This is a genomic window from Spirilliplanes yamanashiensis (assembly GCF_016863475.1).
In the GTDB taxonomy this organism is placed as follows: domain Bacteria; phylum Actinomycetota; class Actinomycetes; order Mycobacteriales; family Micromonosporaceae; genus Spirilliplanes; species Spirilliplanes yamanashiensis.
Genome location: NZ_BOOY01000005.1, coordinates 14,253 through 39,053 on the forward strand (window position 1 = coordinate 14,253; position 24,801 = coordinate 39,053).

General features: G+C 74.3%; 22 protein-coding genes. 15 read left to right on the top strand and 7 right to left on the bottom strand.

Translation table 11 applies throughout. The features are described from left to right. Positions 1-13: 13 nt before the first annotated feature. Entirely contained in the window at positions 14-703 is a 690-nt protein-coding gene (locus Sya03_RS04300) for a TetR/AcrR family transcriptional regulator (RefSeq protein ID WP_203936840.1), read from the bottom strand. Positions 704-805: 102 nt separating this feature from the next. Here Sya03_RS04300 and Sya03_RS04305 point away from each other — a divergent pair, with 102 nt between their 5' ends. Next, positions 806-2,959 (top strand): MMPL family transporter, encoded by a 2,154-nt coding sequence (locus tag Sya03_RS04305; protein ID WP_203936841.1) that lies wholly within the window; start codon positions 806-808, stop codon positions 2,957-2,959. Here Sya03_RS04305 and Sya03_RS04310 read toward each other — a convergent pair. Continuing rightward, complete coding sequence (locus Sya03_RS04310; RefSeq protein WP_203936842.1) at positions 2,910-3,755, bottom strand: YhjD/YihY/BrkB family envelope integrity protein; 846 nt, start codon at positions 3,753-3,755, stop codon at positions 2,910-2,912. The genes Sya03_RS04305 and Sya03_RS04310 overlap by 50 nt on opposite strands. A gap of 78 nt (positions 3,756-3,833) precedes the next feature. Here Sya03_RS04310 and Sya03_RS04315 point away from each other — a divergent pair, with 78 nt between their 5' ends. Genes Sya03_RS04315 through ispG form a run of 4 tightly spaced genes read left to right on the top strand, consistent with a single transcriptional unit; the run spans position 3,834 to position 8,021 of the window. After that, positions 3,834-4,325, top strand: coding sequence for a YcxB family protein (locus Sya03_RS04315; protein ID WP_203936843.1), 492 nt, complete (start codon positions 3,834-3,836; stop codon positions 4,323-4,325). Between the two features lie 53 nt (positions 4,326-4,378). Further along, complete coding sequence (gene dxr / locus Sya03_RS04320; RefSeq protein ID WP_203936844.1) at positions 4,379-5,590, top strand: 1-deoxy-D-xylulose-5-phosphate reductoisomerase; 1,212 nt, start codon at positions 4,379-4,381, stop codon at positions 5,588-5,590. Further along, entirely contained in the window at positions 5,590-6,843 is a 1,254-nt protein-coding gene (locus Sya03_RS04325) for a M50 family metallopeptidase (protein WP_203936845.1), read from the top strand. The genes dxr and Sya03_RS04325 overlap by 1 nt, the downstream gene beginning before the upstream one ends. An 8-nt stretch (positions 6,844-6,851) precedes the next feature. Next, a complete protein-coding gene (gene ispG / locus Sya03_RS04330) occupies positions 6,852-8,021 on the top strand; it encodes a flavodoxin-dependent (E)-4-hydroxy-3-methylbut-2-enyl-diphosphate synthase (RefSeq protein WP_203936846.1) in 1,170 nt (389 codons plus the stop codon). 31 nt (positions 8,022-8,052) lie between these two features. Here ispG and Sya03_RS04335 read toward each other — a convergent pair whose 3' ends face one another. Then, positions 8,053-8,652 carry a PadR family transcriptional regulator gene (locus Sya03_RS04335; protein WP_203936847.1) on the bottom strand — a complete coding sequence of 200 codons (600 nt, stop codon included), beginning with the start codon at positions 8,650-8,652 and terminating at the stop codon, positions 8,053-8,055. Between the two features lie 132 nt (positions 8,653-8,784). On the opposite strand from Sya03_RS04335, the gene Sya03_RS04340 reads away from it, so the two are divergent. Beyond that, positions 8,785-9,624, top strand: a complete 840-nt coding sequence (locus Sya03_RS04340) for a GNAT family N-acetyltransferase (protein WP_203936848.1) — start codon at positions 8,785-8,787, stop codon at positions 9,622-9,624. Positions 9,625-9,676: 52 nt separating this feature from the next. Next, on the top strand, positions 9,677-10,162 hold the full coding sequence (locus Sya03_RS04345) for a hypothetical protein (protein ID WP_239107125.1): 486 nt from the start codon (positions 9,677-9,679) through the stop codon (positions 10,160-10,162). A gap of 1 nt (position 10,163) precedes the next feature. On the opposite strand, the gene Sya03_RS04350 is transcribed toward Sya03_RS04345, so the two are convergent. From Sya03_RS04350 to Sya03_RS04360, 3 genes are read right to left on the bottom strand one after another with little or no spacing between them, the layout of a single operon-like run. Beyond that, positions 10,164-11,486: a serine hydrolase domain-containing protein gene (locus tag Sya03_RS04350; protein ID WP_203936850.1), complete on the bottom strand. Its 1,323-nt coding sequence runs from the start codon at positions 11,484-11,486 to the stop codon at positions 10,164-10,166. Next, complete coding sequence (locus Sya03_RS04355; protein ID WP_203936851.1) at positions 11,483-11,953, bottom strand: helix-turn-helix domain-containing protein; 471 nt, start codon at positions 11,951-11,953, stop codon at positions 11,483-11,485. Before Sya03_RS04355 ends, Sya03_RS04350 begins: the two co-directional genes overlap by 4 nt. Before the next feature lie 30 nt (positions 11,954-11,983). Next, on the bottom strand, positions 11,984-12,592 hold the full coding sequence (locus Sya03_RS04360; RefSeq protein ID WP_203936852.1) for a DUF998 domain-containing protein: 609 nt from the start codon (positions 12,590-12,592) through the stop codon (positions 11,984-11,986). Between the two features lie 38 nt (positions 12,593-12,630). Here Sya03_RS04360 and Sya03_RS04365 point away from each other — a divergent pair, with 38 nt between their 5' ends. After that, positions 12,631-13,446: an SDR family NAD(P)-dependent oxidoreductase gene (locus Sya03_RS04365; RefSeq protein WP_239107102.1), complete on the top strand. Its 816-nt coding sequence runs from the start codon at positions 12,631-12,633 to the stop codon at positions 13,444-13,446. An 8-nt stretch (positions 13,447-13,454) separates the two neighbouring features. Here Sya03_RS04365 and Sya03_RS04370 read toward each other — a convergent pair whose 3' ends face one another. Beyond that, complete coding sequence (locus tag Sya03_RS04370; protein WP_239107103.1) at positions 13,455-13,796, bottom strand: MerR family transcriptional regulator; 342 nt, start codon at positions 13,794-13,796, stop codon at positions 13,455-13,457. Positions 13,797-14,508: 712 nt separating this feature from the next. On the opposite strand from Sya03_RS04370, the gene Sya03_RS04375 reads away from it, so the two are divergent. From Sya03_RS04375 to Sya03_RS04405, 7 genes are all read left to right on the top strand, one after another. Further along, entirely contained in the window at positions 14,509-16,062 is a 1,554-nt protein-coding gene (locus Sya03_RS04375; protein ID WP_203936853.1) for an amino acid permease, read from the top strand. A gap of 74 nt (positions 16,063-16,136) precedes the next feature. Next, entirely contained in the window at positions 16,137-17,468 is a 1,332-nt protein-coding gene (locus Sya03_RS04380) for a glutamine synthetase family protein (RefSeq protein ID WP_203936854.1), read from the top strand. Further along, positions 17,449-18,813, top strand: coding sequence for an aldehyde dehydrogenase family protein (locus tag Sya03_RS04385; protein WP_203936855.1), 1,365 nt, complete (start codon positions 17,449-17,451; stop codon positions 18,811-18,813). The genes Sya03_RS04380 and Sya03_RS04385 overlap by 20 nt, the downstream gene beginning before the upstream one ends. A 9-nt stretch (positions 18,814-18,822) precedes the next feature. Beyond that, complete coding sequence (locus tag Sya03_RS04390) at positions 18,823-19,584, top strand: 3-oxoacyl-ACP reductase (protein ID WP_203936856.1); 762 nt, start codon at positions 18,823-18,825, stop codon at positions 19,582-19,584. A gap of 209 nt (positions 19,585-19,793) precedes the next feature. Beyond that, entirely contained in the window at positions 19,794-20,477 is a 684-nt protein-coding gene (locus tag Sya03_RS04395) for a gamma-glutamyl-gamma-aminobutyrate hydrolase family protein (protein WP_203936857.1), read from the top strand. Between the two features lie 47 nt (positions 20,478-20,524). Continuing rightward, on the top strand, positions 20,525-21,079 hold the full coding sequence (locus Sya03_RS04400; RefSeq protein WP_203936858.1) for a pyridoxamine 5'-phosphate oxidase family protein: 555 nt from the start codon (positions 20,525-20,527) through the stop codon (positions 21,077-21,079). A 62-nt stretch (positions 21,080-21,141) separates the two neighbouring features. Further along, entirely contained in the window at positions 21,142-24,798 is a 3,657-nt protein-coding gene (locus Sya03_RS04405; RefSeq protein WP_239107104.1) for a SpoIIE family protein phosphatase, read from the top strand. Positions 24,799-24,801 lie beyond the last annotated feature (3 nt).

The following is a 24,801-nucleotide window of genomic DNA, read 5'->3' on the forward strand; positions in this document are numbered from 1 at the left end:
GCGCCTGGGTCCGTCAGGCACCGCCGGTCATTCCGGTGATCGTCCTGCTCAGTTCGGCCTCGAACAGCGGCTCGACGTCCGTGACGGCCCACCTCAGATGCCCGAAAACCTCGATCGCGACCAGACCGTACAGGCGGGTCCATCCGATGAGGAACGCGGACACGACGGGCAGCGGGAAGCGGTCACCGTGGGCGTCGCGGTACGGCTGCAGCGCGGCCAGGAAGCCCGGGTCGCCCAGGTTCGCGGGCATCGGCGGGGGCGGGTGAACGGCGTACACGGCGGCGATGGTGTCGAGGAACACCTCGCCGAAGCGGGCCCCGCCGTCGGTGAGTTCGAGGCAGTGCCGGTCGAACTGGGTGACGCCGGGGACCGGGCTGCCGAAGGCGAGGGCGAACTCGCCGGGGTTGGCGAGCGCCCAGCGGCGGAACCGGCGGCCCATCTCGGCGAGGCGCACGAGGGGGTCGTCGTCGCCGGGCCGGTCGACGGCGTCGCGCAGCTCGGCGAACAGGTCGCCGGTGAGGTCGACGACCAGCGCGTCGAGGCCGGGGAAGTAGCGGTAGATGGCGGGGGCGGTCATGCCCATCTCGCGGGCGATGGCGCGCAGCGAGATGGCGGCCGGCCCGCCGGAGCGCAGCAGCCGCCGGGCGGTCGCCTTGATCGCGGCCACGGTGGCCGAGCGCCGGCTCGGCGTGGTCGTCGTCATGCGGATTCCCCTTGACCGACGGGTACGGTGTTGCTGAAGTTAACGGTGTTCACCGGGGCGGCGGGTGGTCCCGACTGTAGCCGGGGGCGAGGGGGACGGGCCATGTTCGCGTGGTGGGGGCGGGCGGTCGTCCGGACGCGCTGGTGGGTGCTGGCCGCCGGGCTGGCGCTCGTCGTGGCGGGGGCCACCTGGGGCGCCGGCGTCTTCGGCGCCCTGACCGGCGGCGGCTACGCCGACCCCGGCAGCGAGGCGATGCGGGCGTACGAGCGGATCGCCGACGAGGTGGGCCGGGAGGACCCGGACCTCGTGGTGCTGTGGACCGGCTACTCGGGCACCGCCGACGACCCCGCCTTCCGCGCCGCCGTCGGCGAGGTCGTCACCGAGCTGCGCGCCCGGCCCGAGGTCGTCTCGGTGGTCAGCTACCTCGACCCGCAGGCGCCGCCGACGCTCGTCTCCGACGACCGGTACTCGACCTACGGCGCGATCACGCTGGTCGACGGCGACGAGGACACCAAGATCGCCGCCCTGCGCGCCGTCGAGGACGACCTGGCGCCCGCCGGCGTGCAGACCCACGTCGGCGGCAACGTGGCGTTCCTCGACCAGTCGAACTCGCAGACCGAGAAGGACATCGTGCGGGCCGAGATCATCTCGCTGCCCGTCCTGCTCCTGCTGCTCATCCTGATCTTCCGCGGGCTCATCGCCGCCCTGTCGCCGCTGCTGATCGGCGGCGTCGCCATCCTCGGCGCGTTCGTCGCGGTGCGCGCGCTGACCTACGTCACCGAGATCTCCGTCTTCGCGATCAACGTCATCACGCTGCTCGGCCTCGGCATGGCCGTCGACTACGCCCTGTTCGTGGTCAGCCGGTTCCGCGAGGAGCTGGGCAACGGCCGGGACGTGCCCGACGCCATCCGGATCACCGTCGCCACCGCCGGCCGGACGGTCATGGTGTCGGGCCTGACGATCGTGCTGGCGCTGTCCAGCCTGCTGATCTTCCCGCAGCCGTTCCTGGGCGGCATGGCCATCGGCGGCATGGCCGCGGTGTTCATCGCCATGCTGGCCGCGCTCACCGTGCTGCCCGCCGCCCTGGTGCTGCTCGGCCGCCGCATCGACAGCCTGCGCATCCCGCTGCCACGACTGCGCCGCCACCCGGGCGAGCCCGGCGCCGGCTGGGCCCGCCTGGCCCGCAGCGTCATGCGCCGGCCCGTGCTGTACGCCGTCGGCGTCATCCTCGTGCTGGGGCTGTTCGCGGTGCCGTTCACCCGGGTGCAGTTCGGCGGGTTCGACGAGCAGGTGCTGCCCGCCGACACCCCGGCCCGGATCGTCGCCGAGCGCATCCGCGGCGACTTCCCCAGCGGCCCGCCTGCCCCGATCGACGTGCTCGTCTCCGGCACGTCCCAGGCCGGGGCCGAGTCCTTCGCGGCGCGCGTCGACGCGCTCGACGGCGTCACCGGCGCCCGGGTCAGCGGCAGCCGCGGCGACGCGTCGGTCGTTTCCGTCGGCTACGACGGCGCGCCCACTTCGGAGGGTGCCCGCGAGCTGGTCGGCGCGATCCGCGACCTGCCGCCGCCCGCCGGCGCGGAGGTGCTGGTCACCGGCCGCCCCGCGTACGACCTGGACCTGCTGGAGAGCCTCGCGCAGAAGCTGCCGTGGATGGCGCTGATCATGGCGGGCGCCACGATGGTGCTGCTGTTCCTGGCGTTCGGCTCGGTGCTGCTGCCGATCAAGGCCGTGCTGATGAACCTGGTGTCGATCGGGGCGTCGTTCGGCGTCGTGGTGTGGATCTTCCAGGACGGGCACCTGGAGGGCCTGCTGCGGTTCCAGTCCACCGGCTTCATCGAGCCCAGCAACATGATCCTGGTGCTGGCCGTCCTGTTCGGGCTGGCCACCGACTACGAGGTGTTCCTGCTGTCGCGGGTGCGCGAGGAGTGGGACCGCACCGGCGACAACACCAGCGCGGTCGCGACGGGGCTGCAGCGCACCGGCCGGATCATCACCGCGGCGGCGCTGCTGCTCATCGTCGTGGTGGCGGGCTTCGCGACGGGTGGGGTCACCGTCATCAAGACGATCGGCGTCGGCATGATCGTCGCGATCATCGTGGACGCGACGCTGGTCCGCGCGCTGCTGGTGCCCGCGACGATGCGGCTGCTCGGCCGGTGGAACTGGTGGGCCCCCGGGCCGCTGGCGCGGGTCTACCGGCGCTACGGCATCAGTGAGTCGGAGCCGGCTCCGCGGCGGGAGCCCGCTCCCGTCGGCTGACCAGCCAGGCGCTCGCCTGCCGGGTGGCCGCGTAGCCGGCCAGCACGATCACGTGCAGCAGGTACAGCCACAGCCCGACCGCCACCGTGCCGCCGACCGCGGTGAACCCGCCGAACGGGATGCCGAGGTCGACCGGGATGGCGCAGAACAGCACGGCCCCGTGCAGGAAGCCGGACAGGTTCGCCGCGGTGAACGAGCCGACCAGCACCGTGGCGAGCCACTCCGGCCGGCCGGGCGCGACCGCCCGGTAGACCCAGATGATCACCGGGCTGAGCACCAGCCAGGTGGCCAAGAACGACAGCACGATCCCGCCGACGCCGACCCAGCCGCCCCGGGTGACCAGGTTCGTCGCCAGCGGCATGGCCGCCAGCAGGCTCAGCACCAGCGCCGGCGCGGCGGCCAGCAGCGGCAGCACGAGCACCCGCCCGCGCCACCCCACCATGGTCTCGCCCGGGTCGCGCAGCGACACGAACGCCCGGCGCAGCCCCTCGCCGTACAGGGTGGCGGGCAGCAGGGACGCCAGCGCCAGGCCGGGCCCGAGGTCGAGGCCCGCATCGACGAGCGCGGCCAGCGCGCGGTCGGCGCCGATCGCGTCGGGCAGCGCCTCGACCAGGTTGCCGGTCAGCCGCCGGATCCGGTCCGCGCCGCCCACCAGCGCGCTGAGCCAGATGGCCAGCAGCGCCACCGGCACGATGGCGATGCCGCCGTAGAACGTCACCGCCGCGGCGTGCAGGGCGAGGTCGTGCCCGCGCAGCGGCCGGAACGCCGCCGCGAGCACCTTCCGGGTCCGCCGCATCACGGCACGTCCTTACCCAGAACGGACGGGCGGCCACCATGATCGGCCGCCGGGCCGCGGCGGGTCTACCATCCCCGGATGCGGATCATGTTCGAGGCCAGGAACAGCCGGGGCGCCCTCGCGGACGCCTACAAGCACGTCTTCCGCCGCCGCCTGCTCGCGATCCGCGTCATCGGCGTGCTGGCGATCGCCGGCGGCGTCCTGCTGCTGATGCTGGGCGACGCCGCCGTGGGCTTCGTCTACGCCGTCGGCGGCGTCTGCCTGGCGGTGGTCGGCCCGTTCGCCGCCACGCAGGCCGGCGTGAAGGCGAGCTGGCGGCTCGCCGGCCTGGCCACCCGCTACGACATCGGCGACGACGGGGTGCGCACCAGCAACGCGCTCGCCGAGGGGATGGTGGCGTGGCCGGACGTGGAGGCCGCCGACCGGCTGCCCGGCCAGTGGGTGCTGCGCCTGGGCGGCACCCGGTTCCTCACCCTGCCGGTCGCCGACCTGAGCGCCGAGCAGCGCGCCCGCATCGCCGGGCTGCTGGCCGAGCGCGAGCTCACCACCGCCGGCGACGGCGCCGCCTGAGACGCCGGACACCGCGGGTCCTGCCGGTGGCGGGCGTCGGGGAGAATGGCCGCGTGAGTGAACCGCGGGACGTCGTGCTGCTCGGGTCGACCGGGTCGATCGGCACACAGGCGATCGACATCGTGCGCCGCAACCCCGGCCGGTTCCGCGTCGCCGGCATCGGGGCGGGCGGCGGCAACGTCGAGCTGCTCGCCGCCCAGGCCCTCGCGCTGGAGGTCGACGTCGTCGGCGTCGCCCGGGCCGGCGCCGTGCAGGACCTCCAGCTCGCCTTCTACGCCGAGGCCCAGAAGCAGGGGTACGCCACCGGCGGCTTCAAGCTGCCGAAGATCGTCGCCGGGCCGGACGCGATGACCGAGCTGGCGCAGTGGCCGTGCGACGTCGTGCTGAACGGGGTGGTGGGCTCGCTGGGGCTGGCGCCGACCCTGGCGGCGCTGCGCGCCGGGCGCACGCTCGCGCTGGCGAACAAGGAGTCGCTGGTGGCCGGCGGCCCGCTGGTGCGGGCGGCGGTGACCCGGCCGGGCCAGATCGTGCCGGTCGACTCCGAGCACTCGGCCCTGGCGCAGTGCCTGCGCGGCGGCGCCCGCGGCGAGGTGCGGCGGCTCGTGCTGACGGCCAGCGGAGGAGCGTTCCGCGACCGGCGGCGCGAGGAGCTGGCCGGCGTGACGCCCGAGGAGGCGCTCAAGCACCCCACGTGGGACATGGGCCCGGTGGTGACGATCAACTCGGCGACGCTGGTCAACAAGGGCCTCGAGGTCATCGAGGCGCACGAGCTGTTCGGCGTGCCGTACGCCGACATCGAGGTGATGGTGCACCCGCAGTCGGTGCTGCACTCGCTGGTCGAGTTCACCGACGGCTCGACGCTGGCCCAGGCCAGCCCGCCGGACATGCGGCTGCCGATCGCGCTGGCGCTGGCCTGGCCCGACCGGGTGCCCGGGGCGGCCGCCGGCGTCGACTGGCGCGAGGCGCACAACTGGGAGCTGCGGCCGCTCGACGACGAGGCGTTCACGGCCGTGCGGCTGGCGAAGCAGGCCGGTGAGGCGGGCCGCTGCCGGCCGGCGATCTACAACGCGGCCAACGAGGAGTGCGTCGCGGCCTTCGCCGCCGGGCGGCTGCCGTTCCTCGGCATCGTGGAGACGCTGGAGAGGGTGCTCGCGTCGGCACCGGACTTCGCGGAACCGGGTACCGTCGAGGAGGTGCTGGCCGCGGAGACCTGGGCGCGCGCGCAGGCCCAGGACATCATCGTGACTGCGGCAAGAGGAGCCTGATGCTGTACGCGCTCGGTGTGGTGGGGTTCGCGCTGGCGATCCTGATCTCGGTGAGCCTGCACGAGGCGGGTCACATGGTGACCGCGAAGCGCTTCGGCATGAAGGTGACCCGGTTCTTCGTCGGCTTCGGGCCGACGATGTTCTCGTTCCGCCGCGGCGAGACCGAGTACGGCGTGAAGTGGATCCCGCTCGGCGGCTTCTGCAAGATCGTCGGCATGACGCCGCAGGACGACGACATCGACCCGGAGGACGAGCCCCGGGCGATGTGGCGCTTCCCGGTGTGGAAGCGGACGATCGTCATGTCGGCGGGCTCGATCACGCACTTCGCGCTGGCGCTCGTCGCGCTGTGGTTCGCGGCGGCGTTCGTCGGCCTGCCGAACCCGGACCTGCCGAAGGACGACACCGAGGTCCGCAGCCAGCCCGCCCAGGTGTTCGTGGGCGAGTGCGTGAAGATCCAGGCGTCGGAGCGGCCGTGCGCGGTCGGCACCGGCACCGACATCGCCAGCCCGGCGTTCGCGGCGGGCCTGCGCACCAACGACGTCATCACCCAGGTCGGCACCACGCCGGTGGACAACTACGGCGAGCTGACCGACACGATCCGCGCCCAGCAGCCCGGGCCGGTGCCGTTCACCTACGTGCGCGACGGGCAGACCGGCACCGCGACGGTGACGCTGGTCGCCGTGGAGCGCGCGCCGATCGGCGACCCGGACGGCCCGGTGCAGCGGGTGGCGCTGGCCGGCGTGAACTGGACGACCACCAAGCCGGCGTTCGTCACCTACGGCGCGACCGGCGCGTTCCCGGCGGTCGGCGACTACGCCCAGCAGCTGGTCGTCGGCACGTTCGAGTCGCTGAAGAAGATCCCGGAGAAGGTCCCGGCGCTGTGGAACTCGATCACGGGCTCCGAGCGCGACCCGGAGACCCCGATCAGCGTGGTCGGCGCGAGCCGGCTGGGCGGCGAGGCGATCGCCGCCGGCCTGCCGCAGTACTTCCTGATGATCTTCATCGCGCTCAACGTGTTCATCGGCATCTTCAACCTGCTGCCGTTGCTGCCGCTGGACGGCGGGCACATCGCCATCGCCTGGTTCGAGCGGGTCCGCTCGTGGCTGTACGCCAAGCTCAAGCGGCCCGACCCGGGCCGCGTCGACTACTTCAAGCTCATGCCCGTCACGTACGCGGTGATCCTCATCGGCGGCGCGTTCACGCTGCTCACGGTCACCGCCGACATCGTCAACCCGATCTCCATCTTCAGGTAGGAACCCCAGTGACCGCGATCAGCCTCGGCATGCCGGCCGTCCCCCCGCCCGCGCTGGCCCCGCGCCGGCAGAGCCGGCAGCTCATGGTCGGCTCCGTGCCGGTCGGCGGCGGCGCGCCCGTCAGCGTGCAGTCGATGACCACCACGCTCACCGCCGACGTCAACGCCACCCTTCAGCAGATCGCCGAGCTGACCGCGTCCGGCTGCCAGATCGTCCGGGTGGCGGTGCCGTCGCAGGACGACGTGGAGGCGCTGCCGGCCATCGCCCGCAAGTCGCAGATCCCCGTCATCGCCGACATCCACTTCCAGCCGAAGTACGTGTTCGCCGCGATCGACGCGGGCTGCGCGGCGGTCCGGGTCAACCCGGGCAACATCCGGCAGTTCGACGACAAGGTCAAGGAGATCGCGAAGGCGGCGTCCGACGCGGGCACCCCGATCCGCATCGGCGTGAACGCGGGCTCGCTCGACAAGCGGCTGCTCGCCAAGTACGGCAAGCCGACGGCGGAGGCGCTGGTCGAGTCGGCGCTGTGGGAGTGCTCGCTGTTCGAGGAGCACGGCTTCCGCGACATCAAGATCTCGGTGAAGCACAACGACCCGGTCGTGATGATCCGGGCGTACCGGCTGCTCGCCGCGCAGTGCGACTACCCGCTGCACCTCGGCGTCACCGAGGCCGGCCCGGCGTTCCAGGGCACGATCAAGTCGTCGGTGGCGTTCGGGGCGCTGCTGGCCGAGGGCATCGGCGACACGATCCGGGTGTCGCTGTCCGCCCCGCCGGTCGAGGAGATCAAGGTCGGCCAGGCGATCCTGGAGTCGCTGGGCCTGCGTGAGCGCGGGCTGGAGATCGTGTCGTGCCCGTCGTGCGGGCGCGCCCAGGTGGACGTCTACACGCTGGCGGAGCAGGTGACGGCGGCGCTGGAGGGCATGCCGGTGCCGCTGCGGGTCGCCGTGATGGGCTGTGTGGTGAACGGCCCGGGCGAGGCGCGCGAGGCCGACCTGGGTGTGGCGTCCGGCAACGGCAAGGGCCAGATCTTCGTCAAGGGCGAGGTCATCAAGACGGTGCCGGAGTCGCAGATCGTCGAGACGCTGGTCGAGGAGGCCCTGCGGATCGCCGACGAGATGGGCGCCGAGCTGCCGGACGAGCTGCGCGAGCTGATGGGCCCGCAGGTCACGGTGCACTGAGCGCCGCCGGCCCGCGGGCCCGGCCCGCGGGTCACTCGGCGAGGATCGCGTACAGCTTGCGCTTGGTCTCGCCGAGCACGTCGAGCGCCTGCTGGCGCTGCTCGGGCGTGCCGTTGAAGCCGACCTGGCGCAGCGCGTCCATGATGCCGACGGCCGCGTCGCGGAAGTCCTGGACCTGCGACATGGTCTCGTCGCCGCCGAACTGCTGCCACGGCGGCGTCTGGGCGGCGGTCTCGGCCTCGGCGCGGCCGGCGTCGGTGAGCGCGAACCGCTTGCGGCCGCCGTCGGTCTCGGCGGCGATGAGCCCCTCGTCCTCCAGCAGCTGCAGCGTGGGGTAGACGGAGCCGGGGCTCGGCCGCCAGATGCCGTTGGTGCGGGTGTCGAGCTCCTGGATCATCTCGTAGCCGTGCATCGGGCGCTCGACGAGCAGCGCCAGGACAGCGGCGCGGACGTTGGGCCGCCGGGCGCCCCCGCGGCCGCGGTGCCCGGGATGGCCGGGACCGCCGAAGCCGCCGCGGCCGCCGAAGCCGAAGCCGGGGCCGAACGGGAAGCCGGGCGGGAAGCCGAAGCCGCCGCCGCGCCGCCGGGTCTCGTGTCCCTCGTGTGCCTCGTGGAAGTGACGGAATCCCATGTCGTTCTCCTCCGTGGGCGATGTGTTTCCGATGGTTCAACGATATATCGGCAATGCATCGCCGACAAGAGCCGGAGCCGAACCGCCGGGGCAGCCCGTCGAACCGCGTTCACATCTGGCACGCTGGTACCCGTGTTGACAGTGCCGGTGCGCGCGCTCGGCGAAGGGGAGCGCGCGGCGGTCGAGCGAGTCCTCGACCAGGACCCCTTCGCCGGCGCTCAGGTGGCGGAGCGGGTGGCGACGCATGGGCTGAGCTGGTGGCGCTCCGACGGCCGCATCTACGGCTACGGCGGCGGCCGCCGGGTCGAGTCGCTGTGCTGGTCGGGCGCCCACGTCGTGCCCGTGTGCGCCAGCGGTCCCGCCGTCGCCGCGTACGCCGACCTACTCGGCTCCGGCCCGCGCGCCTGCTCGTCGATCATCGGCCGCGCCGACGCGGTCCTCGGCCTCTGGGAGCGCCTCGCCGGCCACTGGGGGCCGGCCCGCGACGTGCGCCCGCACCAGCCGCTGCTGGTCATCGACGGCGAGCCCGCCGTCGCGCCCGACCCCGAGGTGCGGCTCGTGCGCCCCGACGAGGTCGACGCGCTGTTCCCCGCCGCGGTCGCCATGTACACCGAGGAGGTCGGCGTCTCGCCGCTGGCCGACGACAACGGCCGCGGCTACCGGCGCCGGGTCGCCGAGCTGGTCAAGGGGCGCCGGGCGTACGCGCGATTCGTCGGCGGCGAGGTCGTGTTCAAGGCCGAGCTGGCGATCGTCACCCGGCGCACCGCCCAGGTGCAGGGCGTCTGGGTCGCGCCGCACCTACGGGGGCGCGGGCTGGCCACCGCAGCGATGGCGGCGGTGGTGCACGACGCGCTGCGCCGGGTCGCGCCGTCGGTCAGCCTCTACGTGAACGACTACAACACCGCGGCCCGCCGCGTGTACGCGAACTGCGGGTTCCAGCCTGCCGGGGCGTTCGCCACCGTCCTGTTCTGATTTTCATCATCTGAAACGTCGGCGGGTGCATACGATCCGTGGCGTGGGTCGCATGGTGAAGCAGGTCACGGAGAACACGGTGCACTACGTGTGGTACCCGGGCGACATGAAGGAGTGGCGCCGGGCCGCGTTGGCGCTGGTGGTGGGCCTGCTGGTGTTTGCCGGGGTGTGGATCTTCAGCCGCGACCTGCTGCCCGCCGTCGTCTTCGGCACCTCCGCCACGGCCGGCGTCACCGGCGTCAACTTCGGCCGCCGCGACGCCCAGGCGTACAGCGGCTTCCCCGACCTGTCCGACCGGGCGGCGCGCCGGGCGGCGATGGTGCACACCGGCCGGGCGGCCTGGCGGGCGCTGGTGCAGGGCTGCTTCGCCGCGGGCGCCGCCGTGCTGATCGTCAACCTGCCCGCGACCGGCGTCGTCGCGAACTGGCTGCTGCCGGTCGTGCCCGCCGTGGTCGGCACGCTGGCCCGGCAGGCCGGGATGCTGCACGAGCGGCTCGGCGTCTCCGCCTCGACGCCCGGCCCCGCCAAGACCGCCTGACTCACCACATCCAGGCCAGGACGGCGAGCGCCGCCGCGTCCACCACCGCCGACACCGCCACGGCCGCCCACCGGGCGCCCGGCCGGCCGGTGGCGTCGGCCGGCAGGGACCGCCAGCGCAGCACCGCCACCGCCGCGCCGCCGGCCGCGAGACCGGCCGCCACCACCCACAGCCACGGCGGCACGGCGAGCCACGCGCCGAACCGCCACACGCCCGCCAGCCACACCGCCGCCGACAGCGCCGCGGTCAGCACGCGCAGCCGGTCGGCGGCGGGCCGCCACCACGGGCCGGGGCGGGCGGGGGCGAGGGCGGCGGCCGCCGTCGTGCCGGCCCCGGCGAGCAGGGCCAGCAGCGTGACGGCCACGGCGAACGGGCGGTGCGGCGCGGGGTCCGGCGCGCCGGTGACGCCGAGCAGGCGCAGCCCCAGGTTCTCCACCCCGCGGTCGGTGTCGCCGAGCACCACGACCGCCCTGCCCGCGGCCCGGTCGATCGCCAGGTAGGCGGAGAAGCCTCCGGTCGCGCCGTTGTGCCAGGTGATCTCGCGGCCGCCGTGGGTGTCGGTGAACCACGCCCACCCGATCCGGCCGCCGTCGCCCGCGTCGAACCGCGGGGTGGTGGCGTCCGCGCCGGGCGGCGGCGGGCCCGCGACGACGGTGGCGGTCATGCCGAGCGGGCGCAGCACCCGGTCGGCGAGCAGCTCCGGGTACGGGATGCCGGTCCGGGCGGCGAGCGCCTGGCCGAGCAGCGTCATGCCGAAGTTGGAGTACACGACGCGGCCCCGGTCGTCGCCGGTCCGCGCGGCGGCGGCCGCGGCGAGCACCGCGCCGACGTCCTGGCCCTCGTACGGGTTGCGCCCGGCGAGCGTCCGCAGGCCCGAGACGACCGGGTTGCCGGTGGCCAGGCGGGGCAGCCCGGAGCGGTGGGTGGCCAGCTCCTCCAGCGTGACCGCGCCGGTCCGGGGGTCCTCGAACGCCACCTGCGGCAGCGTCGCGGCGAGCGTGTCGCCGGGCCGGACCACGCCGTCGGCGACGAGGTCGGCGAACAGCATCGCGGTCAGCGGCTTGGCGAGCGAGCCGATCTCGAACAGCGGCCCGCCGCCCCGGGCGCCGACGGTCGCGGTCGCGGTGCGGCCGCCCTCGACGAGCGCCACCTGCAGCCCCCGGTGGCCGGGGACGTCGCCGGCCGCGTCGCGGACCCGCTGGGCCAGGGCGGCGTCGCCGGTGCCGGCGTCGCCGAGGTGGTGCGGCCGGGGCGCGAGGAACGCGGCGAGCGCGGCGGCGAGGGCGGCGGTGAGGGCGAGGACGAGCAGGGATCGGCGGTTCATCGGCGGGCTCCCTCCAGGACGACCAGCAGCGGCACGACCCGCTCGCCGGGGACCTCGTAGCGGCCCCGGGCGGCGGCGCGCAGCCAGCCGGCGGCGACGAGCTGGCGCAGGTGGTGGTAGAGCTGGCCGGTGGTGCCGAGCGTCTCGTCGGCGGCCAGCTCGGCCGAGGACGTGACGCCGGTCAGCACCCGGTGCAGCAGGCGCAGCCGGACGGGGTGCCCGAGCGCGGCGAGGCCCCCGGCGAGGGCGGACCAGTCGGTGTCCAGCAGGTCGGCGGTGGTGGCCGCCTGCTGCCACTCCCAGTGCGCGCCGGTGGGCAGGTCGACCGCGCCGGTGAACAGCACGCCGTCGCCGACGCGCTCGCGCAGGCCCTCGAGCGCCCAGAACGTGGCCGGGCCGGGCGTGCGGCCGGCGGTCAGGGCGGCGACGGCGGCCTCCAGCGCGGCGACGCGCTCCTCCAGATCCATGACCCACTATTACGCGAATACGTAAGAACGTCAAAGCGTCGTGCGGAGGCGCAGGGCGGCCGCGCCGGTCAGCCAGGCCGTGACGACGCACAGCATCACCCGCTCCACCACGCCGCCGGTCGCGCCGCGGCCCAGCACCAGCATGGTCAGCGCCTGGAGCACGCCGAGGGGCACCAGCACCAGCGCGCCGAACCCCGCCACCCGGCGCAGCGCCCACGCCGCCGCGGGCGTCGCCGCCAGCAGCAGCATCGCCAGCGCCAGCGCCGCCATCCCGCCGATCGCCGCGCCGCCGTGCACCAGGTCCGCGGCGGTGGCCGGCTCGTACGGGGGCAGCGGGCACCCCGGCGAGCACGGCACCGCGCCCGACGTGCCCGCCCCGGCCGCCGACACCACCAGCAGCGCCGCCACGGCGCGCGACACCGGCGCCAGCGACACCCCGAGCAGCAGCACGCCGGCCGCGACGAGCAGCATGCCGGTGCCGTACGCCGCGCCGTGGATGCCCAGGCCGGCCTCGCTGACGTACCCGGGCGACCACAGCCCCGGGCCCGCGGACAGCGCGAAGGCGACGGTGCCGAACCCGGCGGGCACGGCGACGGCGGCGGCGGCCGCCGCGGCGCGCGCCGTCCCGATCATGGTCATGGCCGCCACGCTAGCCGCGGGTCGGCGACAATGATCAGGTGACCGGGCGGCGGACCGTGGTGATCACCGGTGCCAGCTCCGGCATCGGGCGGGCCGCCGCGGTCGCGCTCGCCCGCGCCGGCGACGACGTCGTCCTGCTCGGCCGCGACCGCGACCGCCTGGCGTCCGCCGCCGGGGCGGTGGCCGCGGTGAGCGGCCGCACCCCGCCCACGTACGCCGCCGACCTGGCCGACGCCGCCGCGGTGCGCGGGGTCGCCGCGGCGCTGGCGGCCGCCCACCCGCGCATCGACGTGCTGGCGAACAACGCCGGCCGCCTCACCGCCCCGCACCTGGCGCTGCGCACCAACCACCTCGGCGGGTTCCTGCTCAGCCACCTGCTGCTCGACCGGCTGCGTGCCGCGGCCGACGCGACCGGCCGCCCGGCCCGCGTCATCTCCACGGCGTCGCTGGCGGAGGCGTGGGGCTGGCTGGACGTGCGCCGCGCGGCGTCCCGCGCGCCCAGCCGGTGGCTGGCGTACGGGGCGAGCAAGCAGGCCAACATCCTGTTCACGGTGGAGGCCGCCCGCCGCTGGGCGCCGCTCGGCGTCGTGCCGACGTGCTTCTTCCCCGGCCTTGTGCGCACGGGGTTCGGGCTGACCAGCCCGGGGTTCGCGCTGGCCCGGCTGGTGCCGGCGCTGTTCGTCGGACCCGCCGAGGGCGCCGACACGCTGGTCTGGCTGGCCACCGACGACGCCGCGCTGGTGCCCGGCGGGTACTTCTGCGGCCGCGCGCCGTTCCCGGCGACGCCCCGCTCGACGCGCCCGGCGCGGGCCCGCGCGCTGTGGGAGGCCAGCCTGGTGGCGACGGGCCTGTAGGGCGCCCCTCAGGACTGGGCGTCGTCCAGGGCGGGCGCGGGCGAGCTCTGGTGCGGGATGTCGGCGCCCAGCCGGGCGAGCCGGTCGTGGGCCTCGGCGAGGTCGTCCTCCAGCTGGACGATCCGGCACGCGGCGGCCAGCGGCATGCCCTCGTCGAGCAGGACCCGGGCCCGGCCGGCGAGCCGGAGCTGGTGGCGGGAGTAGCGGCGGTGGCCGCCGGGGGAGCGCTGCGGCACGACGAGGCCGGCCGTGCCGAGGCTGCGCAGGAAGGCGGGGGTGACCCCGAGGAGCTCGGCGGCCCGGCCCATCGTGTACGCCGGGAAGTCCGCGTCGTCGAACCGCTCGCTCACGGGATCCTTTCGCGGGGGGACGGAACAGGGGCCCCGGCGGTGGTCGCCGGAGCCCCTGCATCTCACTGGTGGCCGGCGTGACGCCGGCCGTCATGTACCGCGCGTTACCGGTGGGCCGGTGCGCGGTTCTGGGGAGAGGTCAGAAGCGATCACCTCTTGTCGGGTCGGGGACGGGAGATGTCCGTGTCTCGCAGGTATCTCGTCCTCCTTCACACACCCTCGAAGGTCAGTGCCACTTGCGGTGCCGGCCGGTAACGCCGGCACCCTCGATGCTAAGCCGGTCGCGTCAGGATTTCTACCGTCGACGCTGTAGATTCTTCGGCCGTCACCCGGCCGGGTGAGAGAGGTGCGGCGGCGCGGGGCGGGCGCCGGCACGGCGGAGCCGTACCTGAATCAGAGAGAGGTGACCGCGCCCCGCGCCGCCGCGGGCGCCGGGAGGATGAGCCCCGGCGAAGGGTGTCCGAGCGGGCCTTCCGAGTGCCCGGCGCGCGCTCAGTGCGGCGCTGTGGGAACACCCGGGAAGGACCACGCCTGTCGGGTGGTCGTCCGTGTCATGGGGACCAGTGTCTGCCCCGCCGGGCCGCCCCGGCAACGCATTTACCGGCCGGTACGCCTCAGCGCATTGACGCGGTAACAGCGCGGGTAGATCATCGGCCGCAGACTATGGCGCGGGTCACAGTCACGATCGCCTCGACGGTCAAGGAGACACCCGATGAGCGCAGATCCCACCACCCCCACCCACGCACCCGGGTCCGACGAGCACCGGCTCGCCCAGCTCGGCTATCAGCAGGAACTGCACCGCCGGCTGTCCGGGTTCTCCAACTTCGCCGTCTCGTTCTCGATCATCTCGATCCTGGCCGGGGCGATCACCTCGTACGGCATCGCCATGACGGCCGGCGGCCCGATGGCCATCACGCTCGGCTGGCTGTTCGTCGGGATCATGGTCACGTTCGTCGCGCTCGCCATGGCCGAGGTCTGCTCGGCCTACCCCACGGCCGGCGCGCTCTACTGGTGGGCGGCCGCGCTCGCCAAACGCAACAAGGCCGCCTGGGCCTGGTTCGTCGGCTGGTTCAACTTCCTCGGCGAGGTCGCCGTCACCGCGGCCATCGACTTCGGCGCCGCGATCACCACCTCGGCGTTCCTCAGCCTGACCTTCGACATGGAGGTCACCGTCGGGCGCACGTTCCTGATCTTCCTGGTCATCATCATCGTGCACGGGCTGCTCAACACGTTCGGCGTCAACCTCGTCCGGCTGCTGTCCGACATCAGCGCGTGGTGGCACCTCGTCGGCGTGGCCGTCATCGTGGCCGTGCTCGCGATCGTGCCCGACAACCACAAGCCGATCTCCGAGGTGTTCCTTGAGGTCCGCAACGAGACCGGCTTCGACTTCGGCGGGGCCGCCGCGTACGCCGTCCTCATCGGCCTGCTCATGGCCCAGTACACCTACACCGGCTACGACGCCAGCGCGCACGTCGCCGAGGAGACCCACGACGCCGCCCGGGCCGCCCCGCGCGGCATCGTGCTGTCCGTCGTCGTCAGCGTGATCGCGGGCTTCGTGCTGCTGTTCGCCATCACCTGGTCGATCCAGGACTACGAGGCCGCCCGCACCTCCGAGCTGGCCCTGCCGCCCGCGCAGATCTTCATCGACGCGGCCGGCCAGAACCTCGGCGCGTTCCTGCTGTTCATCTGCATGGTGGCGCAGTGGTTCTGCGGCATGGCCTCGGTGACGGCGAACTCGCGGATGGCGTACGCGTTCGCCCGCGACGGCGCGCTGCCCGGCTCGCGGATCTGGAAGAAGGTCAACCCGCGCACCGGCACCCCGACGAACTCGATCTGGCTGTGCGTGACCTGCTCGGCGATCCTGGTGCTGCCGTCGCTGTGGAACACCACCGCCTACCTGGCGGCCACCTCCATCGCGGTCATCGGCCTGTACATCGCCTACGTCGGCCCGGTGTTCCTGCGCCGCCGGCTGGGCGCCGGGTTCGAGAACGGCCCGTGGCACCTGGGCCGGTACAGCGCGGCGGTCGGCTGGATCGCGATCGTCTGGGTCGGCGTGATCTGCGTGCTGTTCGTGCTGCCCACGGCGGCGCCGATCACGGCGTCGAACTTCAACTACACGATCGTCGCGGTGCTGGTGGTGCTCGGCTTCGCGGCCGTCTGGTGGTTCGCCAGCGCCCGGCGCTGGTTCACCGGGCCCAAGCAGAACGTGCTGGAGAAGGCGCACCAGGGCGAGGCCACCCTGCCGGAGGCCACCCCCGGCGCCTGAGGTGCGGCGAGGGCGGGCGCATCCGTGCGCCCGCCCTCGTTGACCCGCTGATCTTTTTCCCGTAGACCTCAGGCATGAACCTCGAGGAGCTCGACGTCGCCGTCGACAACGGCTCGGTCGACACGGTCCTGCTGGCGCTCACCGACATGCAGGGCAGGCTGCAGGGCAAGCGGTTCCACGCCCGGCACTTCCTCGACGAGGTGGCCGAGAACGGCAGCGAGGGCTGCAACTACCTGATGGCCGTGGACGTCGACATGAACACCGTCGAGGGCTACGCCACGTCGTCCTGGTCGACCGGGTACGGCGACCTCGAGATGAAGCCCGACTTCGGCACCCTGCGCCCGGTGCCCTGGCTGCCCGGCACGGTGCTCGTGCTCGCCGACCTGCCGGCCGAGCCCGCGTCGCCCCGGCAGATCCTGCGCCGGCAGATCGACCGGCTCGCCGAGCACGGCCTCACCGCGTTCGCCGGCACCGAGCTGGAGTTCGTCCTCTACCGCAACAGCTACGAGGACGCATGGGACCGCGGCTACCGCGACCTCACCCCCGCCAACCAGTACAACGTGGACTACTCGATCCTGGGCACGTCGCGGGTCGAGCCGCTGCTGCGGCGCATCCGCAACGAGATGTACGGCGCCGGCCTGACCCCGGAGAGCGCCAAGGGCGAGTGCAACCTGGGCCAGCACGAGATCGCGTTCCGCTACGCCGACGCCCTGGCCTGCGCCGACAACCACGTCATCTACAAGAACGGGGCCAAGGAGATCGCCGCCCAGGAGGGCATGGCGCTGACCTTCATGGCCAAGCCGAACGCGCGCGAGGGCAACTCGTGCCACATCCACTTCTCGCTGCGCGGCTCCGACGGCCGCTCGGCGATGCTCGGCGACGGCCCCGCCCACCTGTCGCCGGTCGGGCAGCAGGTGGTCGCCGGGCTGCTCGCCACCATGCGCGAGTTCAGCCTGCTGTTCGCGCCGAACATCAACTCCTACAAGCGGTACGCCGCGGGCTCGTTCGCGCCGACCGCCCTGCGCTGGGGCGTCGACAACCGCACCTGCGCGCTGCGGATGGCCGGGCACGGCCAGGGCATGCGGGTGGAGAACCGGGTGCCGGGCGGCGACGTGAACCCGTACCTGGCGATCGCCGGCCTGATCGCCGGGGCGCTGCACGGCATCGAGAACTCCCTGGAGCTGGAGGACGAGTTCCGCGGCAACGCCTACGCCGACGCGACCGCCCCGCGGGTACCGTCGACGCTGCGTGACGCCCTGGGGCTGTGGGAGACGTCCGGGGTGGCTCCCGCCGCGTTCGGCGAGGAGGTGGTCGCGCACTACGCCAACAACGCGAAGGTGGAGCTGACCGCCTTCGACGCCGCCGTCACCGACTGGGAGCTGCGCCGTGGGTTCGAACGTCTCTGAGGTCGTCAGCCCCGTCGACGGGCGGCCGTTCACCGAGGTGCCGGCCGCGACCGAGGCGGACACCGACGCCGCGATCGAGGCGGCCGCGCGGGCGTTCGAATCGTGGCGGGCCGTCGCGCCGGGGGACCGGGCGCGGCTGCTGCGCCGGTTCGCCGCCGCGGTGGACGCGCACGTCGACGAGCTGGCCGCCCTGGAGGTCCGCAACGCCGGGCACACCGTCGGCAACGCGCGCTGGGAGGCCGGCAACGTCCGCGACGTGCTCGACTACTACGCGGGCGCGCCCGAACGGCTCAGCGGCCGGCAGATCCCCGTCGCGGGCGGCCTCGACGTGACGTTCCACGAGCCGCTCGGCGTCGTCGGCGTCATCGTGCCGTGGAACTTCCCGATGCCGATCGCGGGCTGGGGGTTCGCCCCGGCGCTGGCGGCCGGCAACACGGTGGTGCTCAAGCCGGCCGAGCTGACCCCGCTCACCGCGATCCGGCTCGGCGAGCTGGCGCTGGAGGCGGGGCTGCCGCCGGGGGTGTTCACCGTCGTGCCCGGCAAGGGGTCGGTCGTGGGGCAGCGGTTCGTCACCCACCCCGCCGTGCGCAAGGTGTGCTTCACCGGCTCCACCGCCGTCGGCAAGTCGATCATGGCGGGCTGCGCCGACCAGGTGAAGCGGGTGACACTGGAGCTGGGCGGCAAGAGCGCGAACATCGTCTTCGCCGACGCCGATCTGGAGCGAGCCGCCGCGGGCGCCCCCGCGTCGGTGTTCGACAACGCGGGCCAGGACTGCTGCGCCCGGTCGCGGCTGCTCGTCCAGCGGTCGGTGTACGACCGGTTCCTGGAGCTGCTGGAGCCGGCGGTGCGCGGCTTCCGGGTGACGGACCCGGCGGACGAGGCCGCCGAGATGGGCCCGCTGATCTCCGCCGGGCAGCGGTCGTCGGTGGCGTCGTACGTCGACGGCGCCGACGTGGCGTTCCGCGGCAGCGCCCCCGACGGCGACGGCTTCTGGTACCCGCCGACCGTGCTGCTCGCCCGGGGCCCGGACGACCGGCACTGGCGCGAGGAGGTCTTCGGGCCGGTGCTGTCCGTGCTGCCGTTCGACGACGAGGCGCAGGCCGTCGCGCTCGCCAACGACACCGAGTACGGGCTGAGCGGGTCCATCTGGACGCGCGACGTCGGCCGCGCCCTGCGGGTCGCCCGCGGCGTCGACTCCGGCAACCTCAGCGTCAACTCGCACTCGTCGGTGCGCTACTGGACGCCGTTCGGCGGGATGAAGCAGTCCGGGTTCGGCCGCGAGCTCGGCCCGGACGCGCTGCACTCGTTCACGGATGTCAAGAACGTCTTCATCGCCACCGAGTAGGGAGCTGTCGTGAGGCTGCAGGATCGGGTCGCCGTCGTCACCGGGGCGGCCAGCGGCATCGGGCTGGCCACGGCGCGGCGGTTCGCCGCCGAGGGCGCCCGGGTCGTCTGCGTCGACATCGACGCCACGAACGCGCGCACCGTCGCCGACGAGGTCGGCGGCGAGGCCGTCGTCGCGGACGTGTCCGACGAGGCGCAGGTGCGCGCCCTGTTCGACGGGGTGGCCGAGCGGCACGGCCGGGTCGACGTCGCGTTCAACAACGCCGGCATCTCGCCGCCCGACGACGACTCGATCCTCGTCACCGGCCTGGAGGCGTGGGAGCGGGTGCTGCGCGTCAACACCACGAGCGTCTACCTGTGCTGCAAGTACGCCATCCCGCACATGCAGCGGCAGGGCAAGGGCTCGATCATCAACACCGCGTCGTTCGTGGCGCTGATGGGCGCCGCCACCTCGCAGATCGCCTACACCGCCAGCAAGGGCGGCGTGCTGGCGATGACCCGCGAGCTGGGCGTCCAGTTCGCCCGGGAGGGCATCCGGGTCAACGCGCTGTGCCCGGGCCCGGTCGCCACCCCGCTGCTGATGGAGCTGTTCGCCAAGGACCCGGAGCGCGCCGCCCGCCGGCTCGTGCACGTGCCGATGGGCCGGTTCGCCGACCCGACCGAGATCGCGGCGGCCGTGGCGTTCCTGGCCAGCGACGACTCGTCGTTCATGACGGCCGCGGAGTTCGTGGTGGACGGCGGCATCACCGGCGCGTACGTCACGCCGCTGTAGGAATGTGCACCATCTGAACCACCGGTTTGTGATCGGCGCGGGCGGGAACTGTGCAGGTCGGCGCCATGATCCACCGGCGTCAGGGGTCGAATCCCCGCCTACGCACGCGGCGACGCTGTGGGGGCGGGACAGACGGGCCTGAGCGCGGCGACGCCACGGGAACCTCTCCGGGTGCCGCCGCGCGCTCGTGTCCGGGCTACGTTGGCCGGGTGCGACCCGTGATCGGCGTGACCGCCTACACCACCACCGCCACCTGGGGCCCGTGGCGGGACCTGACCAGCACGCTCGTCCCGCACGACTACGTGCAGAACGTCACCGCCGCCGGCGGCCGCGCCGTGCTGCTGCCCGCCGACGACCTGGACGCCGGCGTGCTCGACCGGCTCGACGGGCTGCTGCTGGCCGGCGGCGCCGACGTCGACCCGGCGCTGTACGGCGAACGGCCCGGCCCGCACACCGAGCCCGACCCCAACCGCGACGCCGGCGAGCTGCTGCTGCTGCGCACCGCCCTGGCCCGGGACCTGCCGGTGCTCGGCGTCTGCCGGGGCGTGCAGCTGATGGCGGTCGCCGCGGGCGGGCGGCTGCACCAGCACCTGCCCGACACCCTCGGCCACGACAAGCACAAGCCGGCCGTCGGCGTGTACGGCAGCCACGGCGTGCGGTTCGCCCCGGGCAGCCGGATCGCCGCGCTGCTGGGCGACGACGCCGAGGTCAACGCGTACCACCACCAGGGGGTGGCCGACCCGGGCGCGCTGACCGCGACGGCCTGGGCCGACGACGGCCTGATCGAGGCCCTGGAGGACCCGGCGAAGCGGTTCGTGCTCGGCGTGCAGTGGCACCCGGAGACGGCGGCGGACCAGCGGATCTTCCGGGCGTTCGTGGCGGCCGCCGCCTGATGGGAATGCGCTGCCGCGCGCGGGGCTGCGGCTGACAGCATCGGGACATGGGCAAGGTCTACGAACGCATCGACGGCCGGCTGGCCGGCTTCATCGCCGCCCAGCGCATGTTCTTCGTCGCCACGGCGCCCACCGGGCCCGGCGGCCGGGTCAACGTCTCGCCGAAGGGCATGACCGGCACGTTCGCGGTGCTGGGCGAGCACCGGGTGGCCTACCTCGACTGGCACGGCAGCGGCGCGGAGACCATCGCGCACCTGCGCGAGAACGGGCGGATCACGCTGATGTTCTGCGCGTTCGACGGGCCGCCGAAGATCGTCCGGCTGCACGGGCGCGGCCGGGCGCACGTCGTCGGCGAACCGGGCGCGCAGGCGCTGCTGGCCCACTTCCCGGACGCCCCCGACCCGCACGCGCTGCGCGCCGTCGTCGAGGTCGACGTCGAGCGGGTCAGCGACTCGTGCGGCTACGCCGTGCCGCTGATGAGCTACTCCGGCGACCGCGACCTGCTCGTCCGGGCGCACGAGCGGCGCACCGACGCCGACCTCGCCGCCTACCGCCGGACGAAGAATGCCACCAGCATCGACGGGCTCCCCGCGCTGGGCTGATCCACGCGGCGGCCGGGTGTTACGGTGCAGACCGGCCGGTTCGAGGGTGCTGGAGGGGCTGTATGGGGGCTGCGCCGGGCGACGACCTGCCCCCGCGGCTGCGCACCGCCTTCGCGCACGGCGGCGAGATGGGCCGCCGGATGGCCGCCCACGACTGGTCCGCCAGCCCGCTGGGCCCGCCGTCGGCCTGGCCGCACGAACTGGCCGGCGCCGTCGCCACGATGCTCGCGTCGCGCGCGCAGGTCGTGCTGTTCTGGGGTCCCGAGTACGCGGCGCTCTACAACGACGCCTACATCCCCACGATGGGCGTCAAGCACCCCGACTTCCTCGGCTGCCCCGGCGCCGACATGTGGACCGAGGCGTGGGGCGTCATCCAGCCCCTGTTCGACGGCGTGGTGCGCCACAACGAGGCGTTCTGGGCGGCGAACTACCCGTTCATGCTGGAGCGGCACGGGTTCCTGGAGGAGACGTACTTCGACGTCTCGTACGACCCGGTGCGGATGGGCGACGGCAGCGTCGGCGGGATCTTCTGCATCGTCAGCGACACCACCCACCGGGTGCTCGGCGAGCGCCGCGTCGCCACGCTCAGCGCCCTCGGCTCCCGCCTGGCCGAGTCCGGCGACCAGGACGAGCTGGCCCGCCGGATCACCGAGGTGTTCGCCGCCAACCCGGCCGACGTGCCGTTCTGCGCGCTGTACCTGGACGACGGCGACCGCGGACCGGTGCGCCGCGTCGACGCCCCGCGCGCCGACGACCCCGCCCTGGCCGCCGTCGAGGAGGTGGTGCGCACCGGCGCGTCCGGCCGGGCGCCCGCCGCACTGTTCGCCTCGCCGCCGCCCGCCACGTCCGCCGACGAGGCCCTCGTGCTGCCCGTCGGCGGCGGCACCGGCACCGTCGGCGCCGTGGTCGTCGGGGTCAGCCGGCTGCTCGCCCAGGACCAGGCCTACCGCGACTTCGTCGACCTCGCCGGCGCGCAGATCAGCCGGGCGGTGACGAACCTGCGGGCGTACCGGCACGAGCGGGAGCGGGCCGCCGCGCTCATCGCGCTGAACCAGGCGAAGACCAACTTCTTCTCCAACGTCAGCCACGAGTTCCGCACCCCGCTCACGCTCATCCTGGGCCCGGTCGAGGACGCGCTCGCCGACGCCGGCCTCGCCGAGCCGCAGCGCGAGCGGCTCGCCACCGTGCACCGCAACGGGCTGCGCCTGCTCAAGCTCGTCAACACCGTGCTCGACTTCTCCCGCGTCGAGTCGGGCCGGCTGCACGCCGAGTTCCGCGCCACCGACCTGGCCGACTACACCGCGCGGCTGGCCAGCACGTTCCGCTCCGCCGCCGAGCGGGTCGGGCTGCGGCTCACCGTCGACTGCCCGCCGCTGCCGGCGCCCGTGCACGTCGACCGCGAGATGTGGGAGAAGATCGTCCTCAACCTGCTGTCGAACGCGGTGAAGCACACCCTCGCCGGCGGCATCGAGGTGCGGGTGCGCGCGGGGGACGGCGCGGCCGTGGTCACCGTGCGCGACACGGGCGTCGGCATCCCCGCCGACGAGCTGCCGCGGCTGTTCGACCGCTTCCACCGGGTGCAGGGTGCCTGGTCGCGCAGTCACGAGGGCACCGGCATCGGGCTGGCGCTGGTCAAGGAGCTGACCGAGCTGCACGGCGGCACGGTCGGCGTCGAGAGCGAACCCGACCGCGGCAGCACGTTCACCGTCACCGTCCCGTTCGGCCACGTCCACCTGCCGCCCGAGTCGGTGGTGGACGGCGGCTCCCCGATCGTCGAGGACGTCGAGCCCGGCCTGCACGCCGGCGAGGCGCACTGGTGGGGCGACGCGGGCGCCGGCAGCGTGCAGGTCGAGGAGGCCCGCCCGGGCGACCTGACGCCCACCGCCGCCGAGCGGTCCACCGTGCCGCGCCGCGGCCGCATCCTCGTCGCCGACGACAACGCCGACCTGCGCGACCACGTCACCCGGCTGCTCTCGCCGTTCTGGGACGTGACCGCCGTGGCCGACGGCCAGCAGGCCGTCGCCGCCGCGCTGCGCCAGCGCTACGACCTCGTGCTCACCGACGTGATGATGCCGCGGCTCGACGGCTTCGGGGTGGTGCGCGCGCTGCGCGCCGACGAGCGCACCCGCGAGCTGCCCATCGTCATGCTGTCCGCCCGGGCCGGCGAGGAGGCCTCCGTCGAGGGGCTGGCGGCCGGCGCCGACGACTACCTGGTCAAGCCGTTCTCCGCCCGGGACCTGCTGGCCCGCGTCCGGTCCAGTCTGGAGCTGGGCCAGCTGCGCGGCCAGACGGTGCGCCGCCTGCGCGGCCTCGTCGACGCCGCCGCCGCCGTCAACACCGTGCGCACCATCCCCGAGGTGGTCGCCGTCGCCGCCGAGCACATCCAGGCCATGACGGGCGCCGGCCGGGTCGTCGTCACCGCCCCCGGCGGCCGCGCCGAGCGCGACGGCGGCGCCCCGCCCCGCGCCGAGCCCGTCGCCGTGCTGCCGCTGCCCGACACCTCCGGCGGCCCGCTCGGCGAGCTGCGCGTCTGGTCCGGCGCCGAGGGCGAGCCCGACCGCACCCTGCTCGCTCAGCTCGCCCGCCTCGTCGGCCTGCGCCTGGAGAACGCCCGGTTGTACGAGACCGAGCACCGGGTCGCCACCACGCTGCAGCACAGCCTGCTGCCGGCCGCCCTGCCGCGGCTGCCGGGCGCCGTGGTGGCCGGGCGCTACGTGCCCGGCAGCAACGAGGCCGAGGTCGGCGGCGACTGGTACGACGCCGTCGTCACGCCCGCCGACGAGCTGCTGCTGGTCATCGGCGACGTGGTCGGCAAGGGCGTGCACGCCGCCGCCGGGATGGGCCAGCTGCGCAACGCGCTGCGGGCGTACCTGCTGGAGGGCTTCGACCCGGGCGCCGCCCTGACCCGCCTCAACCGCCTCGTCGACAACCTGGGCCGGCGCCAGTTCGCCACCGTCGTCTGCGTCGCCTTCGACCCGCGCACGTCGCGGCTGCGGTTCGCCGCCGCCGGGCACCCGTCGCCCGTGCTGGCCGTCCCGGGGGAGGACGGCCGGTTCCTCTACGAGCAGGCGCTCGGCCCGCCCATCGGCGCGCTCGCCGACGCGACGTACGCGACCGGCGAGACCGTCCTCGAACCCGGCAGCCGGCTGCTGCTCTACACCGACGGCCTGGTCGAGGACCGGCACCGCGACATCGACACCGGCCTCGCCGAGCTGGGCGTCGCCGCCGCCAAGCCCACCGACCACGTCGAGGACCTGCTGGACGAGCTGCTCGCGGCGACCACCGGCCGGGACCGCCGCGACGACATCGCGCTGCTCGCCCTGGAGGCCACCGAGCCGAGCCAGTTCAGCCTGCGCCTGCCCGCCGACCCGGCCCGGCTCATCGTGCTGCGCCGCCGCCTGGAGGCGTTCCTCGGCGCGCACGGGGTGCCCGACGACGACGCGTTCGACCTGGTCGTGGCGATCTCCGAGGCGGCCGCCAACGCCATCGAGCACCCGGTCGACCCGGCCGAGGACACCATCACCGTCGAGGTGGGCATCGAGGGCGGCGCCGGCGGGGTCGTGTCGGCCAGCGTGCGCGACAGCGGCCGGTGGCGGGCGGAGCCGGCGACCGGGTTCCGCGGGCGCGGCCTGGCGCTGATCGGGGCGCTGGCGGACCTGACCGTGGAGCGCGGCGAGACCGGGACGGTCGTCACCCTGCGGCGCCCGCTCGGGGCCTGACGG

Bases quoted from the DNA above. Each gene is read 5' to 3' on its own strand.
- Sya03_RS04305 (WP_203936841.1), top strand. From the start codon at position 806: ATGTTCGCGTGGTGGGGGCGGGCGGTCGTCCGGACGCGCTGGTGGGTG.
- Sya03_RS04345 (WP_239107125.1), top strand. From the start codon at position 9,677: ATGGTGAAGCAGGTCACGGAGAACACGGTGCACTACGTGTGGTACCCG.
- Sya03_RS04405 (WP_239107104.1), top strand. From the start codon at position 21,142: ATGGGGGCTGCGCCGGGCGACGACCTGCCCCCGCGGCTGCGCACCGCC.
- Sya03_RS04325 (WP_203936845.1), top strand. From the start codon at position 5,590: ATGCTGTACGCGCTCGGTGTGGTGGGGTTCGCGCTGGCGATCCTGATC.
- Sya03_RS04315 (WP_203936843.1), top strand. From the start codon at position 3,834: ATGCGGATCATGTTCGAGGCCAGGAACAGCCGGGGCGCCCTCGCGGAC.
- Sya03_RS04375 (WP_203936853.1), top strand. From the start codon at position 14,509: ATGAGCGCAGATCCCACCACCCCCACCCACGCACCCGGGTCCGACGAG.
- Sya03_RS04335 (WP_203936847.1), bottom strand. From the start codon at position 8,652: ATGGGATTCCGTCACTTCCACGAGGCACACGAGGGACACGAGACCCGG.
- Sya03_RS04400 (WP_203936858.1), top strand. From the start codon at position 20,525: ATGGGCAAGGTCTACGAACGCATCGACGGCCGGCTGGCCGGCTTCATC.
- Sya03_RS04360 (WP_203936852.1), bottom strand. From the start codon at position 12,592: ATGACCATGATCGGGACGGCGCGCGCCGCGGCGGCCGCCGCCGCCGTC.
- Sya03_RS04380 (WP_203936854.1), top strand. From the start codon at position 16,137: ATGAACCTCGAGGAGCTCGACGTCGCCGTCGACAACGGCTCGGTCGAC.
- Sya03_RS04350 (WP_203936850.1), bottom strand. From the start codon at position 11,486: ATGAACCGCCGATCCCTGCTCGTCCTCGCCCTCACCGCCGCCCTCGCC.
- Sya03_RS04310 (WP_203936842.1), bottom strand. From the start codon at position 3,755: ATGCGGCGGACCCGGAAGGTGCTCGCGGCGGCGTTCCGGCCGCTGCGC.
- Sya03_RS04300 (WP_203936840.1), bottom strand. From the start codon at position 703: ATGACGACGACCACGCCGAGCCGGCGCTCGGCCACCGTGGCCGCGATC.
- Sya03_RS04355 (WP_203936851.1), bottom strand. From the start codon at position 11,953: ATGGATCTGGAGGAGCGCGTCGCCGCGCTGGAGGCCGCCGTCGCCGCC.